Below are 14,198 nucleotides of genomic sequence, written 5' to 3'. Positions count from 1 at the left end.
GCGGGGGAAAAAAGATAAAAGTTAAAAGCTAAAAGTTGAATTTAGTTTAGAGTTTAAAGTGAAAGCCTTGTGCGATTGGAATCTAAAATCTAAAATCATTAAATCTAAAATTAATAGATGCGTGTTTGTATAGCAGAAAAGCCGAGCGTGGCGAAGGAAATAGCGGAGGTCTTGGGGGCCAAGGTACGTCGGAATGGTTATTTCGAGGGGAATGACTATTGTGTGACTTGGACGTTCGGGCATCTTTGTTCGCTGCAAGAACCGCATGAATACACGGAGAAGTGGAAATCTTGGAATCTGAGCGTGTTGCCGATGATTCCGTCCACTTTTCGGATCAAGTTGATTGATGACGAGGGGATCAAGCGTCAGTTCGGTATTATCGAAGAGTTGTTCAGCCGGGCGGAAATGGTGATAAATTGCGGTGATGCCGGGCAGGAGGGGGAGCTTATCCAGCGTTGGGTTCTCACGAAGGCGAAGTGTAAGGCTCCGGTGATGCGACTTTGGATTTCGTCATTGACAGAGGAGGCTATCCGGGAGGGATTCGACAAGTTGATGTCGTCGAAAGATTTTGACACGTTATATGCAGCCGGTTCGGCAAGGGCGATCGGGGATTGGTTGTTGGGGATGAATGCTACGCGGGCTTACACCTTGCGCTACGGGAACGGGAAAAACGTGTTGTCGATCGGGCGGGTACAAACGCCGACATTGGCGTTGATCGTCGACCGGCAGAAGGCGATCGAGCAGTTTAAACCGGAGACTTATTGGGAAGTGCGGACGGATTACCGGGGAGGCTGGTTCTCGTACACGAAGGGGCGTTTCACGGTGAAGGAGGAGGCCGAAGCTTTCATGCAGGAGATCGTGCCGTTGGAGTTGGAGATCAAGAGTTCCGAGCGTAAGAAAGCCATGGAACATCCGCCGAAATTGTTCGATTTGACCTTGTTGCAGGTGGAGTGTAACCGGAAGTTCGCTTTTTCGGCCGACACGACACTAAAGATTATCCAGTCGCTTTACGAGAAGAAGTTGACGACTTATCCCCGCGTGGATACGAATTTTCTCCCGAATGATATATATCCCAAGGTTCCGGGAATTTTGAAGGGGCTTAAGCCTTACGCCACGTTGGTTGATCCGGTGATAAACGGGAGTAAAATTCGGAAGTCGCCAAAGGTGTTTAACGACAAGAAAATCACGGATCACCATGCTATTATTCCTACCGGGGTGTTCAGTTATGACATGACGCCGGATGAGAAGCGGGTGTATGACCTGGTGGCCCGTCGGTTTATCGCCGTGTTCTATCCTGATTGCGAGATTGCTAATACCACGGTGATGGCGCAGGTGGGGATACATGAGTTTAAGGCAACCGGGAAACAGATTATAGATCCGGCTTGGCGGGTCGTGTTCCCGGCGGCATCGAACAAGCAGAGTGATGAGAACGTGTTGCCCGTGTACGAGGCGGGAGAAAAGGGACCGCACGCCCCGGAGTTGCAGGAAAAGGAGACGCAGCCGCCCAAATATTACACGGAAGCCGATTTGTTGAGAGCGATGGAGACGGCCGGGAAGCAGGTGGAGGATGAGGAGTTGAGGGATTTGATGAAGGAGAACGGGATCGGACGTCCGTCGACACGGGCGGGGATTATCGAAACGCTATTGAAGAGGGGGTATATCCGGAAAGATAAGAAACGTCTCGTGGCAACGTCCACGGGAATCGAACTGATAGACACGATTCAGAATGATTTGTTGAAGTCGGCGGAGTTGACCGGACAATGGGAGAAGAAGTTGCGGATGATCGAGGACGGGACCTACGAGGTGGCGGATTTCATGGAGGAGTTGAAGGTGATGGTGAACGAGCTGGTGCATGTGGTGAAGTGTTCGCCCCGGAAAGCTATTACCGTGGAGGTTGTTGAAGAGGAGAAGAAAGAGGCAGCCCCGAAAGAGAAAGCCCCGAAGAGAGAGAAGAAGCCCGCGGAGCCAGTCGTGTTGAAATGTCCGAAGTGTGGGAAGGGGGAGGTTGTCAAGGGGCGGGCCGCCTGGGGATGTAGTCTTTACCGGAAGTCGTGCGACTTTCTTATCCCGATGGAATTTTTTGGGAAAAAATTAACACAAAAGCAAGTGGAGGCTCTGGTGCTGAAGTCTAAGACAGGGGTGCTGAATGGTTTTAAAAATGAGGACGGTAGCACGTTTAGCGGTGTTCTGCGCTTGGATGACGGTTTCCGGGTGATTGTCGATAAAAAGTAGGGAGTGTATTAAATCTATCTTAAATCCTTTTGGGCGTGATATAATCTGCGTTTTAATCGCTAAATTTGTCTATCTATAACACAATAAATCAGAAAAAAACTATGAGATTAAAACATTATTTATCCTGTATGTTGGTTTTGTTGTCATTCATCACGGTGAATGCACAAGAGAAAACGGAGTTAAAGGCCGGAGATCAATCACCTGTTTTTAAGTATGTAGATATTAACGGTAAAGAGGTGTCCCTGAACGATTTGAAAGGGAAATATGTTTATATTGATGTATGGGCTACCTGGTGCGGACCTTGTAAAGGTGAATTGCCTCACTTGAAAGAGTTGGAGAAAAAGATGCACGGGAAAAAGATCGTGTTCGTGAGTATCTCTTGCGACAAGGACAAGGCCGCTTGGGAAAAAATGGTGAAAGAAAAGGAATTAGGTGGAGTTCAATTGCATAACGGTGGTGATCGTGAATTCATGACCGCTTACGGGATCAGGGGTATTCCTCGTTTTATCCTGTTGGATAAGAAAGGGAAGATCGTGAACCCGAATATGACACGTCCGTCTAATCCGGAAACAGAAAAAACACTAAACGCATTGAAAGGAATCTGAGAATCTATGAATTCTAGATTGACGATTCTGGCATTTTAGAAATTTTGATGGCGTGATAAAACACGAGATCATGTAAGTTACTGAATTTTTAGTTTGAGCTTTGGATTTTGTTTCAAGCTTTTAGATGAGCGGGCCTTAGGGATGGGGCCTGCTTTTCTTATTCTATGTCGTGACCGAATGGGGTAAGGGCCAGTCGGGCGAGTTTGAAATGTTGTAGCCCGAAGGGGATCCCGATGATCGTGATGCAGAATAGTATCCCGAACCCGATGTGTGACAGGAATATCCAGATTCCCCCGATGAAGAACCAGATGATGTTCATCAGGAAGGACAGGCAACCATTGCTTTGGGGAATATCGACTACTTTACTACCGAAGGGCCACAGGGCGAGAATTCCTAACTTGAAAGTTTGTAACCCGAACGGGATTCCGATGATCGTGACGAATAATCCGACACTAGATACGAAATATTCGATTGCCACGAAGAGCCCACCAAATACGACCCAGATGATATTTCCTAAAATTTTCATGTACTTCATGTATTAAGTGAATGGATTCTTTCAAAGGTACGATAAAAAATGCAATAATGGCTCTCCGGGTGCGATTTTAGTCAAAGGTTTATAAAGTCTATAAAGTCAATGGACCTTAGCGGGCGCTTCGTCCACGGCAGCCAAGTTGCCGATAAAGCTTATCCGAAGGACTCGTGATCTGAAACCGGAAGTTCAACTTTATGAACTGGGATAAAAGTGTTTGATGCGTTTGCGGGGAAATAATATGAAATGTAACTCATTTGGGAAATCTTCGTATGTTTATATGTTGCAGGTTACAAGTTGCACACAAGTAAGTTTGTGGAGAGGGCAGCTAACTTGTAACCTGTCAACTTGTAACCTGTAACTATTTTTTATATGATCGAGCATTTGACCAAGGATAGTTTTAAACAGAAAGTGTTTGACTACCAGAATAACAGGATGTATAGATTCGAGGGGGAGCGTCCGGTATTGATAGATTTCTACACGCACTGGTGTGTCCCATGTAAGACCATAGCCCCGATTCTTGAGGAGTTGCAACGGGAGTACGAGGGGAAAGTTGATATTTACAAGGTGGATAGCGATATGGAGAAGGATTTGGTGAAGGCTTTCAACGTACGAAGTATCCCAACCTTGTTGTTTGTTCCCGTGGAGGGACAGCCGCAGGTTGGATGCGGGGCGGTATCCAAGGGGGAGTTGAAACAATTCTTTAATCAGGTTTTTAATATTTAGATTGGTTAAATTTGAAATAAAGAACTACCTTTGCGCCTTGTTTTTTAACAGGGTAATATTATGGAAAAGGTGTTCAGTCCGAAACTGTTCGGGTTAATTAAGGATGGTTCCGTGAAGAAGAATTTGTCAAAGGATATTCTTGCCGGGATCGTTGTGGGAATTGTCGCGATTCCGCTGGCAATTGCCTTTGCTGTGGCTTCGGGGGTTTCTCCGGAGAAAGGTATTATTACGGCTATCGTGGCCGGTTTTTTGATTTCATTCTTGGGTGGTAGCCGCGTGCAGATTGGTGGACCCACGGGTGCTTTCATTGTTATCGTGTACGGGATTATTCACGAGTACGGGATCGACGGTATGATTATAGCCACGATTCTGGCCGGGGTGATTATGATCGGGTTTGGTTTGTTGCGGTTGGGTACGTTATTGAAGTTTATCCCGCATCCGTTGATTGTCGGGTTTACTTCGGGAATCGCACTGGTAATTTTCTCGACGCAGATATCCAACGCGTTGGGATTGACGATCGCGGAGGTTCCGAGTAGTTTTATCGGGAAATGGGGGGCTTATTTCAGCCATATTAACACGGTGAACTGGTATGCCGTGGGGATCACGATCGTGACGATACTGATCACGGTGTATATGCCGAAAATCACGACTCGGGTTCCGGGTTCTTTCGTGGCGATACTGGTTATCACTCCTCTCGTGATGCTTCTGCCGGAGAATTCGGTAACTACTATCGGATCGTTGTTCGGAGAAATCCAGTGTAATTTTACACCTGTTATCCCGACGATGGATTGGGGAAATTTGTCTTATTATTTGCAACCGGCCTTGACGATTGCTATATTGGGCTCTATCGAGTCGTTGCTGTCGGCGGTGGTGGCTGACGGTATGATCAGCGGGCATCATCGTTCGAACACGGAGCTTATAGCGCAGGGTATCGCTAATATAGCCTCTCCTTTGTTCGGGGGTATCCCGGCCACGGGAGCGATTGCCCGTACGGCAACCAACGTGAAGAACGGGGGACGTACCCCGATAGCGGGAATAACGCATGCCGTGGTGTTGCTGTTGATCATGTTGTTTTTCGGGAAATGGGCTTCGTTGATCCCGATGTCTTGTCTGGCCGGGATTTTGATTGTGGTTTCCTATAATATGAGTGAATGGCGTTCTTTCCGTTCTATTCTGCGGGCTTCGGTGTTTGATATCGTGATCCTGCTCGTGACGTTCTTCTTGACGGTGCTGGTCGATTTGACGGTGGCTATCGAGATCGGGGTGGTTTTGGCGGCTTTGTTGTTCATGAAGCGTATGGCGGATAACGCCCCGAAAGAGATTATCGGTAAAACGAATCTGGATCAGGATATTATTGAAAACTACAAGGATTTGCCGAAAGGATTGGGGATATACGAGATTAGCGGGCCATTTTTCTTCGGGTCGGCAAAGACATATTGCGAAACAATTCGTAACTTGGGCGTGAATTATGACGTGTTGATCATCCGCATGCGGCATGTACCATTCGTGGATTCTACCGCTTTGAAAAATCTGAAAGAGACGGTGCTTCAGTTGACCAATGAGAATACTCGAATCGTGTTGTCGGGAGTGAACGAGGCGGTGAAGAAAGATTTGTTGAAAGGTGGGATCGGAGACCTTGTCGGGGTTGAGAATATCTACCCGAAATTCGATATGGCTTTGCAGGCCGCGAAGGAGATGATTGAAAAGAAGTAACTAAAAAGATTTTGAAAGTATGAGCGGATTTTTTGGCTGTGTATCTCGTCGAGATTGTGTTGCGGATGTGTTTTACGGGACGGACTACCATTCTCATTTAGGAACGAAGCGTGCGGGAATGGCTTTTTATAACGGGGTGGATTTTAATCGTTCGATCCATAGTTTGGAGAGTGCTTATTTCCGGAATAAGTTCGAGCCGGAATTGGATAAGTTTTCGGGGTCTACTTTAGGAATCGGAATTATCAGCGATATGGAATCGCAGCCGATCACGGTGACCTCGCATCTGGGACGGTTTTCGGTTGTGGTCGTGGGACGCTTGGATAATCTGGACGAGATCGTGGAACGTTTCTTGGAAGAGCGGAAACATTTTGCCGAGTTGTCCAGTTCTACCGTGAACCCGACGGAAGCGGTTGCCATGTTGATAAATTCCGGTAATACTTTTAGAGAGGGGATCGAAAACGTGTATAATACTGTCAAGGGCTCGTGTTCTTTTCTGGTACTGACGGAGACCGGGATTTATGCCGCCCGTGATAAATATGGCAGAACGCCAATCGTGTTGGGGAAAAATGAATTCGGGTACGTGGTCGCCAGTGAAAGTTCGTCTTTCACGAATCTGGGGTATTCTATCGTGCGTGATCTGGGGCCGCGGGAGGCTCTTCATATCACGCGTGACGGGATCACGCGGATCACGGAACCGGGATGTAAAAAGCAGATATGTTCTTTCTTGTGGGTGTATTACGGTTATCCGTCCTCTTATTACGAGGGGATAAACGTGGAGGATGCCCGTTATCGTTGTGGGGCGGCCATTGCCGCGCAGGATGACGTGGAGGTGGATTACGCCGCGGGGATTCCCGATTCGGGCGTGGGACATGCTATCGGTTATTCTAATGCCCGCCATATCCCGTATAAACGGCCTTTCGTGAAATACACGCCCACGTGGCCGCGTAGTTTCATGCCGCAAAATCAGTCTATGCGTGATTTGGTCGCCAAGATGAAATTGTTGCCTAACGAGGCGTTCACGAGGGATGCGAAGATATTATTCCTGGACGATTCTATCGTTCGGGGAACTCAGTTGAAGGATAACGTGGTGAAGTTGAGAGAGTGTGGCGTGAAGGAGGTTCACATGCGTATCGCTTGTCCCCCGTTGGTGTATCCTTGCGTGTTTTTGAATTTCTCTTCTTCTCGTTCTAATTTTGACCTTTTTACTCGTCGAGTGATCCGGGATTTGGAAGGTACGTCCGATTTGACGGAAGAGATTTTGAAACCTTATACCGATCCCGACTCGGAGAAGTATAAGAAGATGTTGGAGGTAATGGCCCAACACTTACAGCTTGATTCATTGAAATTCCAACGTCTGGAAGATATCGTGAAAGCGATCGGGTTACCGAAAGAAGATCTTTGTACGCATTGTTGGGATAATTCGTCCTATATGTAAAAAAGGCTTGAACAGCCTTTTTTAGTTACAGGTTTACAAGTTGCAGGTTACAGGTTTGTAAAAATAAGAAAGTTTCATGTACACATGAAACTTTCTTATTTAGGTGTTTTTTACGGAGAGAGTTGTTGATTTAGTGGTTTGCGGGTTACAGGTTTGCTTATGTTGTTTTATGAACTTGTAACCTGTAAACTTGTAACTTGCCGCAGGCAACCTTTAGTAAGCGTGGTGATCATCTTTCACGTCCTGTATGTCTATCTGTTTTTTGTTTAGAGCCCGCCAGGCGTAGAACATGTAAGCAAACACGATGGGGGATACTAACGATACATAAGCCATTGTTTTTAACGTGTAGAGGGAAGACGATGCGTTATAGATCGTGAGTGAAGAATCGAGATCGGTATACGAGGGGTAGAATGCCGTGTTGTTGAAACCCGCGACGATGAATAGGGCAATGACTGCAAGGACGATACCCGTACCGGAAAACCAGATTCCTTTTCTCCAATGCGGTTTGATGATGGATTTGATGATCCCGAACAGGACGCCAACGACCCCGATTAACAAGATGATCGTGTTGATGGGCATTTCCAGCAGGTTGTAGAAATATTTGTATTTGACCAGTTGGATGCTGCCGTCTTCCATGATGGCGTAACCGTTGCTCAGCAGGATAATTGTCAGGAATACAAGTAAAAGAACCACGAACGGGACAGCGTTGTACAATACTTGCTTTTGGCTTCGTTCGTAAATAACATCGTGTTTGATATTATTCATGAAATAGAGAGAGGCAAGGGTACGTGCCAGGAAGAAAATGGCAAAACCGAGGCAGAGGTTGGCGATGTTGAACAGCACTTCGATTCCTCTCCATGGACTCATCCACGTGACATCGTTCATTTCTCCCAGTTTGAAGGGGTTACCCGTGAAGAATGATCCGACCACGGCCCCGATGCAAATGGTCCCGACCACCCCGTTGATGATTAAAAATACGTTATAGGTCTTTTCCCCGAGCAGGTTTCCTGCTTTCCGGCGATACTCGTAGGAAACGGCCTGCATCACGAAGCAAAACAAGACTACCATCCAGGCGAGATAGGCTCCCCCGAAGCTGGTTGAATAGAATAGCGGGAAACTGGCAAAGAATGCTCCCCCGAAAACCACCAATGTGGTAAATGTAAATTCCCATTTACGTCCCAAGCTGTTGACGAGTAAATTGCGCTCATCCTCGGTTTTGGCAATGGTATATAGTAGTGTTTGTCCTCCTTGCACGAATAACAGGAATACCAGTAATCCGCCAAGTAGTGATATTAATATCCACCAGTAATGTTGAAGAAATTCCATAACCCTTTTAATTTTAAATTTATGATTTTAGATACTATTGATTTGTGATGCGATGATTTCCGATTAAGTGATTCCGGTCGCACTGTTCTCTCGCTTTTTTAATAATCACTTAATCATTGAATCGGCAATCACAGAATCCTTTAATTCTCCATTTTCAATTGTTCCGGTCCTTTCTTGATCTGGGTGAACATGATTTTCAGCTCGGCGATCAACAGGATGGTGAAAAGCACGGCGAACATCCAGAACGTGGTGATAACCCAGTTGGAAGCAATCTTCGTGACGGCGACATTCGTGGGCATCAGGTCTTGTACCACCCAAGGTTGGCGGCCAACTTCGGCCACGATCCAGCCGCATTGGGAAGCCACGTAAGCGAGAGGGACACAAACCAAGGCCAGGTAAGGGATCAGTTTAAATTTCTCGAATTTCCTTTTCTTCGCGTACCACAGGGAGAGGATGAACAAGAGTACGAATAGCATGCCTAACCCGACCATGATCCGGAAACTATAGAATACCAGCGGGACATGAGGAATCGCGTCATACGGGGAGGATAAATACCCGTATCCAAAATCGGAATAGTTTGTCTTGAATACTTGCAACGTGCTATCGGCAACGGTTTGATCCCCGTCTTTCACGGCTTGTTTGTATGTTTTCAATGCCTCGATTGCCGTGCGCCCGTTGGCCATGCGTTGTTCCAGCGAGGGGTAGGTTACGCCGGCTTGTGACGTGTAGCCGTCCAGAATGTTTTGAATGCCTGGGATATAAGCGTTGAAATCATGATATCCGAGGAAAGAAAGCATTTTGGGTATATGAATGGCGTATTCCATTTTTTTCATCTTGTCGGTCGGTAGCGACGGGTCGCTCACGGGTAGCCCGATCACGGTGAACGACGCCCCGTGACCGCCTTCGTTCAAGCCTTCCATGGCCGCGAATTTCATCGGTTGGGTCTTGGTGACATCTTGTGCGCTGCTGTCTCCCGTGTAGATGGTGAGTATGATACTGATCAACCCGAAGACTGAGGCTAGCATGATGCTTTTGCGGGCGAATTCGAGATTCCTTTTTTTCAGGATGAACCAAGAGCTGACTCCTACGACGAAACAAGCGGAGAGCGTGTAAGCGGAAGTCACGGTATGCGTGAATTTACTGATTGCCGTGGGGGAGAAGAGGATCGCCCAGAAGTTGTCCATTTCATTTCTTGCAGTCAGCGGGTTGAATTCCATGCCCACGGGGTTTTGCATCCAGGCGTTAGCTACCAGAATCCAGAGAGCGGAAATGTTTGCCCCGACGAATACCATCCAGGTGGATACGAGGTGGAAGCGTTTACCGACTTTGTTCCAACCGAAGAACATGACTGCCACGAATGTCGATTCGAGGAAGAAGGCGATGATACCTTCGATAGCAAGCGGGGCGCCGAAAATGTCCCCGACGAACCAGGAATAGTTCGACCAGTTCGTCCCGAATTGAAATTCCAGGATCAACCCGGTAGCCACGCCGATAGCGAAGTTAATGCCGAATAATTTCATCCAGAACTTCGTGGCGTTCAGCCAACTCTGATCGCCCGTTTTCACCCACATGGTTTCCATGATGGCGAGCATCAGGGCCAAACCGAGTGTTAACGGTACAAACATGTAATGATAAATTGCTGTCATGGCGAATTGCCATCGAGACCACTCCACGAGGGAGGTTGTTGTCAGATCAAGAAGCATAACATTAAGGTTTTGTTGTTAATTCTTTGAAAACGTGATCGCTTTTTTCTTGCGCGCTGTCGTAGTTGGAGTTGAGAAAATTCGGCATCAGCCAGAATTTGAATACCAGAAACATGATACTTAGCTTAATGATGATGATAAGCCAAAGAGTACGTCCCCAGCGGGGCATATTCTTAAATCCGTCATAATAGAGATCCCAAACTTTTTTTAACATACACGGCAGTTTTTAATGTCTATTCCTTAAGAACGTAATCAAAGGTAAAAATGTTTTTTCAATGTAGGTGTTTTTTTCCCATAAATAATACTGATGTGCATATAAAGTAAATTTATTTGTCTAATTTTGGTAGGGGAAAAAAGTTTCATATAACGTGTAACGTCAAGGCCTTCTCGTCGTAAACGGGATGTAGGTTTTTAACCGGTTGTATAAAATAGAATTTATGAATAACATTGGAAAATATTGTTTGGGAGGTTTAGTGTTGGCCGTTGTCGGCTTTTTGGGATGGTATTTTTCTTCGATTATTGCTTATATTTTGGTTGCCGTGATCATCTCTTTTTTGGGACGTCCGGTGATGAATCTCATGGAGAAATTGGAGATAAAAGGGTATCATATACCGGGAGGTTTGCGGGCTGCAATCGCGTTGATTTGTATCTGGGTGGTGTTCGTGCTTTTCTTTTATTCGGTGATCCCTTTGGTTAGTCAGGAATTTCAATCGTTGAGTGATATCAGTATCACAAATATCGTGAACAAGCTCGAAGATCCTTTGGCGGATTTGGAACAAGGATTGAAGCGTTTCGGGATTCTTGAGGCGCATCAGGATATCAAGGAGTATATCGTGAAGAACTTGAAGTCGGTTGTGGATGTCACGCAGATTCAAAATATATTCGGTTCTTTGGCGGGAACGATTAGTAGTATTTTTATAGCTTTGTTTTCTGTCACCTTTATGGCTTTTTTCTTCTTGAAAGATAGCAAGTTGTTTTACCGGATGTTGCTGACGGTGGTGCCGACTCGCTACGGGGAAGGGGTCGGTAACGCGTTGGATTCCATTCAAAAGTTGCTGGTGCGGTATTTTATCGGGATAACTTTCGAGGTGCTGATCGTGATGGGGTTGAATATTTTGGGACTGACGATCGTGGGACTTCCGTTTAATAATGCCGTGTTGATCGGTTTGATCACGGGAATCACGAATGTAATTCCTTATATCGGGCCTTTGATCGGGGCGGCTTTCGGGTTGTCGGTAGGGATCGCGACGAATGTGGATGTCGATTTTTACACGATCGTGTTTCCCTTGTTGATCTATATGAGTATCGTCTTCATTATAACCCAGTTGATTGATAACGTGGTGTTACAGCCGTTGATTTACGGGAATAGCGTTCATGCTCATCCCATGGAAATCTTTTTGGTGATCTTGATAGCCGGAAATTTGGCGGGTATACCGGGAATGATTTTGGCTATACCGAGTTACACGGTTCTGCGGGTGATATTGAGAGAGTTTTTCAATAAGTACAAGTTAGTCAAATCGTTGACTAAAGGGCTGGATGTGAGTGAAAGTTAAAAACTAAAAGCTAAAAGTTGCTTTCCGTTCCAACTTTTAGCTTTTAGTTTTTAACTTTTAGCTTTTCAAATCGTTCCCCGCATGCGGTCTTCAAAGGCTGAAAGAGCTGCTTTTGCACCTTCTCCCATGGCAATGATGATTTGTTTGTAGGGAACGGTTGAAACGTCTCCAGCGGCATAGATACCGGGAACATTGGTCCGGCAATGCGCGTCGATGACAATTTCACCGGGACGGTTGGTGTCGATTAGCCCGTGGAAAATACCACTGTTGGGCATTAATCCGATTTGTACGAAAATACCGTCCAGTTCGATGGTACGGGTTTCCTCGGTTACCCGGTTCTTTACCAGAATTCCTGTTACCTTGTCACCGTTACCGATAACCTCCAGTGTTTGCGAACTGACGAAAACTTCCACGTTGGGTAGACTTCTGAGTTTTTCCTGCAACACTTGGTCGGCTTTCAAATTATCTAAAAATTCCAGTACGGTAACTTTTGAACATATACCCGCTAAATCAATAGCAGCTTCTATTCCTGAATTGCCCCCTCCGACAACGGCAACATGTTTGCCCTTGTAGAATGGCCCGTCACAATGCGGGCAAAATGCAACGCCTCTACCAATATATTCGCTTTCTCCCGGAACGTTCAGTTTCCTCCAACTGGCTCCGGTAGCCACGATTACCGCGGGGGCAGAGAATTTCTCCCCGTTGGCCGTGGAAAGGATTTTTTTGTTGTCGATCAGTTCGACTTTCTCGATCCGACGATGTTCCAATAAATCAATCGGGTATCGTTGGATGTGTGTTCTTAAATTGTCAGCAAGTTGGCTACCCGTGGTTTCCGGTACGGAAATCAGGTTCTCGATTCCCACAGTCTCTTTTACCTGTCCCCCGATGCGTTCGGCAATGATGGCCACGTTCAGACCTTTACGGGCCGAATAGATGGCTGCCGCCGATCCGGCAGGGCCTCCTCCCAGCACGAGGACGTCATAGCTTTTTTCTTCCTTGTCCAGATTATTTTCTTCAATGCCGTATTGAGCTTCGAGTTTGTTTAATAATTCCCCGAATTCTCCCCGGCCGACATGCAGGAGTTTACCGTCTGCAAACACGGCGGGTACTCCCTGAATCTTGAGTGCTTCAACTTCATCCTGATATATAGCCCCGTCAACCATTTCGTGATGGATTCGCGGGTTTAATGTCGTCATGGCGTTTAATGCCTGCACTACATCGGGACAGTTGGTACACGTCAGGGAAACGTAAGTCGTCAGGTTGATCGGGCCTTTCAATGCTTTTACCCGGTTGCAGATACTTGCGTCCGGGAAATTCTTTCCTTTCCCGTCGGAATTTAGGATGGCAAGCAAGAGAGAGGTGAATTCGTGACCGTTAGGTACTCCCCGGAATCTGATGCCTGTCGGTTCCCCGTCTTTTAATAAAGAAAACTCTAAATTCTTCCCCTCTCTCATCTGATAAGATATCTTATCGGAACATTCGGCCACATCGGCGAGCATTTCTGTTAATTCTTGACGATTCTCATGTTGAGGCGATACGATCGCATCAAGCGTGTATTGGGCCTCTAGTCCGGCGAAAATATTTTTCAGTTGATCTTTTAAAGAGGTATCTAGCATATAAATGAAGTTTAGAATTTAAGGTGTGAAATTTGGAGTTGAAGCTATAAAATTTAGAGTTTAGAATATTTTCCACTTTAAATTCTAAACTCTAAACTTTAAACTAATTAAATCTTTCCTACTAAGTCAATGCTCGGTTTCAGGGTGCTTGCACCTTTTTTCCATTTTGCCGGGCAAACTTCACTCGGGTGTTCTGCCACGAATTGAGCGGCTTCCACTTTCCGGAGTAATTCGTCTGCGTTACGTCCGATGTTGTTGTCATGGATTTCGGCGATCTTGATCTTTCCTTCCGGGTTTACCACGAATGTTCCGCGATAAGCCATTCCGTCCTCCTCGATCATCACCCCGAATGCGCGGCTTAATACTCCGGTCGGGTCTGCCAACATCGGGTAATTGATTTTACGGATGCTTTCTGAGGCATCGTGCCATGCTTTGTGTACGAAGTGTGAATCCGTGCTCACGGAATATACTTCAACGCCCATGGCTTTGAATTGCTCGTATTTCTCGGCAACGTCAACTAGTTCAGTCGGGCATACGAATGTAAAGTCCGCGGGATAAAAGAAGAAAATCGCCCACTTGCCTTTTACATCGTCGCTACTTACAGTTTTGAACTCTCCGTTATGAAATGCCTGAACTTTGAACTCAGGAAGTTGTGAATTGATAATTGGTTCCATTGTTTTTTTATTTATAATGATTCTTATTTTGTTTTCCGATACAAAAATATATCATTTATTTTTATTAAAACAAGAAATTTGATTGA

General features: G+C 46.1%; 12 protein-coding genes. 6 read left to right on the top strand and 6 right to left on the bottom strand.

Annotated features, from left to right (window positions below; all coding sequences use genetic code 11):
* Positions 1-117 precede the first annotated feature (117 nt).
* Positions 118-2,232, top strand: a complete 2,115-nt coding sequence (locus DWW52_RS07640) for a type IA DNA topoisomerase (RefSeq protein ID WP_118714863.1) — start codon at positions 118-120, stop codon at positions 2,230-2,232.
* A gap of 101 nt (positions 2,233-2,333) precedes the next feature.
* Entirely contained in the window at positions 2,334-2,837 is a 504-nt protein-coding gene (locus DWW52_RS07635; RefSeq protein WP_118714862.1) for a TlpA disulfide reductase family protein, read from the top strand.
* Positions 2,838-2,994: 157 nt separating this feature from the next.
* On the opposite strand, the gene DWW52_RS07630 is transcribed toward DWW52_RS07635, so the two are convergent.
* Complete coding sequence (locus DWW52_RS07630) at positions 2,995-3,363, bottom strand: YccF domain-containing protein (protein WP_118714861.1); 369 nt, start codon at positions 3,361-3,363, stop codon at positions 2,995-2,997.
* A gap of 375 nt (positions 3,364-3,738) precedes the next feature.
* On the opposite strand from DWW52_RS07630, the gene trxA reads away from it, so the two are divergent.
* The 3 genes from trxA to DWW52_RS07615 are packed head-to-tail and all read left to right on the top strand — an operon-like array spanning position 3,739 to position 7,240.
* Positions 3,739-4,092, top strand: a complete 354-nt coding sequence (gene trxA, locus DWW52_RS07625; protein WP_118714860.1) for a thioredoxin — start codon at positions 3,739-3,741, stop codon at positions 4,090-4,092.
* Between the two features lie 60 nt (positions 4,093-4,152).
* Entirely contained in the window at positions 4,153-5,805 is a 1,653-nt protein-coding gene (locus DWW52_RS07620) for a SulP family inorganic anion transporter (RefSeq protein WP_118714859.1), read from the top strand.
* A 19-nt stretch (positions 5,806-5,824) separates the two neighbouring features.
* Positions 5,825-7,240, top strand: coding sequence for an amidophosphoribosyltransferase (locus DWW52_RS07615; RefSeq protein ID WP_118714858.1), 1,416 nt, complete (start codon positions 5,825-5,827; stop codon positions 7,238-7,240).
* A gap of 213 nt (positions 7,241-7,453) precedes the next feature.
* Here the strand turns inward: DWW52_RS07615 and DWW52_RS07610 are convergent, their stop codons facing one another.
* From DWW52_RS07610 to DWW52_RS07600, 3 genes are all read right to left on the bottom strand, one after another.
* Positions 7,454-8,566, bottom strand: a complete 1,113-nt coding sequence (locus DWW52_RS07610; protein WP_118714857.1) for a cytochrome d ubiquinol oxidase subunit II — start codon at positions 8,564-8,566, stop codon at positions 7,454-7,456.
* Positions 8,567-8,706: 140 nt separating this feature from the next.
* A complete protein-coding gene (locus DWW52_RS07605) occupies positions 8,707-10,269 on the bottom strand; it encodes a cytochrome ubiquinol oxidase subunit I (RefSeq protein ID WP_118714856.1) in 1,563 nt (520 codons plus the stop codon).
* A 4-nt stretch (positions 10,270-10,273) separates the two neighbouring features.
* Entirely contained in the window at positions 10,274-10,483 is a 210-nt protein-coding gene (locus tag DWW52_RS07600) for a DUF4492 domain-containing protein (protein ID WP_118714855.1), read from the bottom strand.
* Between the two features lie 223 nt (positions 10,484-10,706).
* Between DWW52_RS07600 and DWW52_RS07595 the strand changes: the two genes are divergently transcribed.
* On the top strand, positions 10,707-11,822 hold the full coding sequence (locus DWW52_RS07595) for an AI-2E family transporter (protein WP_118714854.1): 1,116 nt from the start codon (positions 10,707-10,709) through the stop codon (positions 11,820-11,822).
* 65 nt (positions 11,823-11,887) lie between these two features.
* On the opposite strand, the gene ahpF is transcribed toward DWW52_RS07595, so the two are convergent.
* Complete coding sequence (ahpF, locus tag DWW52_RS07590; protein ID WP_118714853.1) at positions 11,888-13,438, bottom strand: alkyl hydroperoxide reductase subunit F; 1,551 nt, start codon at positions 13,436-13,438, stop codon at positions 11,888-11,890.
* A gap of 107 nt (positions 13,439-13,545) precedes the next feature.
* On the bottom strand, positions 13,546-14,112 hold the full coding sequence (ahpC, locus tag DWW52_RS07585) for an alkyl hydroperoxide reductase subunit C (protein ID WP_118714852.1): 567 nt from the start codon (positions 14,110-14,112) through the stop codon (positions 13,546-13,548).
* Between the last annotated feature and the right edge of the window lie 86 nt (positions 14,113-14,198).

It is taken from the genome of Odoribacter sp. AF15-53 (assembly GCF_003479425.1).
Classification (GTDB): domain Bacteria; phylum Bacteroidota; class Bacteroidia; order Bacteroidales; family Marinifilaceae; genus Butyricimonas.
The sequence above is the reverse complement of the archived record's forward strand: the minus strand, read 5'-3'. Positions and strand labels throughout refer to the sequence as shown.

Coding starts and splice junctions, on each gene's coding strand:
- DWW52_RS07620 (WP_118714859.1), top strand. CDS start 4,153: ATGGAAAAGGTGTTCAGTCCGAAACTGTTCGGGTTAATTAAGGATGGT.
- DWW52_RS07595 (WP_118714854.1), top strand. CDS start 10,707: ATGAATAACATTGGAAAATATTGTTTGGGAGGTTTAGTGTTGGCCGTT.
- DWW52_RS07600 (WP_118714855.1), bottom strand. CDS start 10,483: ATGTTAAAAAAAGTTTGGGATCTCTATTATGACGGATTTAAGAATATG.
- trxA (WP_118714860.1), top strand. CDS start 3,739: ATGATCGAGCATTTGACCAAGGATAGTTTTAAACAGAAAGTGTTTGAC.
- DWW52_RS07640 (WP_118714863.1), top strand. CDS start 118: ATGCGTGTTTGTATAGCAGAAAAGCCGAGCGTGGCGAAGGAAATAGCG.
- ahpF (WP_118714853.1), bottom strand. CDS start 13,438: ATGCTAGATACCTCTTTAAAAGATCAACTGAAAAATATTTTCGCCGGA.
- DWW52_RS07605 (WP_118714856.1), bottom strand. CDS start 10,269: ATGCTTCTTGATCTGACAACAACCTCCCTCGTGGAGTGGTCTCGATGG.
- DWW52_RS07635 (WP_118714862.1), top strand. CDS start 2,334: ATGAGATTAAAACATTATTTATCCTGTATGTTGGTTTTGTTGTCATTC.
- ahpC (WP_118714852.1), bottom strand. CDS start 14,112: ATGGAACCAATTATCAATTCACAACTTCCTGAGTTCAAAGTTCAGGCA.
- DWW52_RS07615 (WP_118714858.1), top strand. CDS start 5,825: ATGAGCGGATTTTTTGGCTGTGTATCTCGTCGAGATTGTGTTGCGGAT.
- DWW52_RS07630 (WP_118714861.1), bottom strand. CDS start 3,363: ATGAAAATTTTAGGAAATATCATCTGGGTCGTATTTGGTGGGCTCTTC.
- DWW52_RS07610 (WP_118714857.1), bottom strand. CDS start 8,566: ATGGAATTTCTTCAACATTACTGGTGGATATTAATATCACTACTTGGC.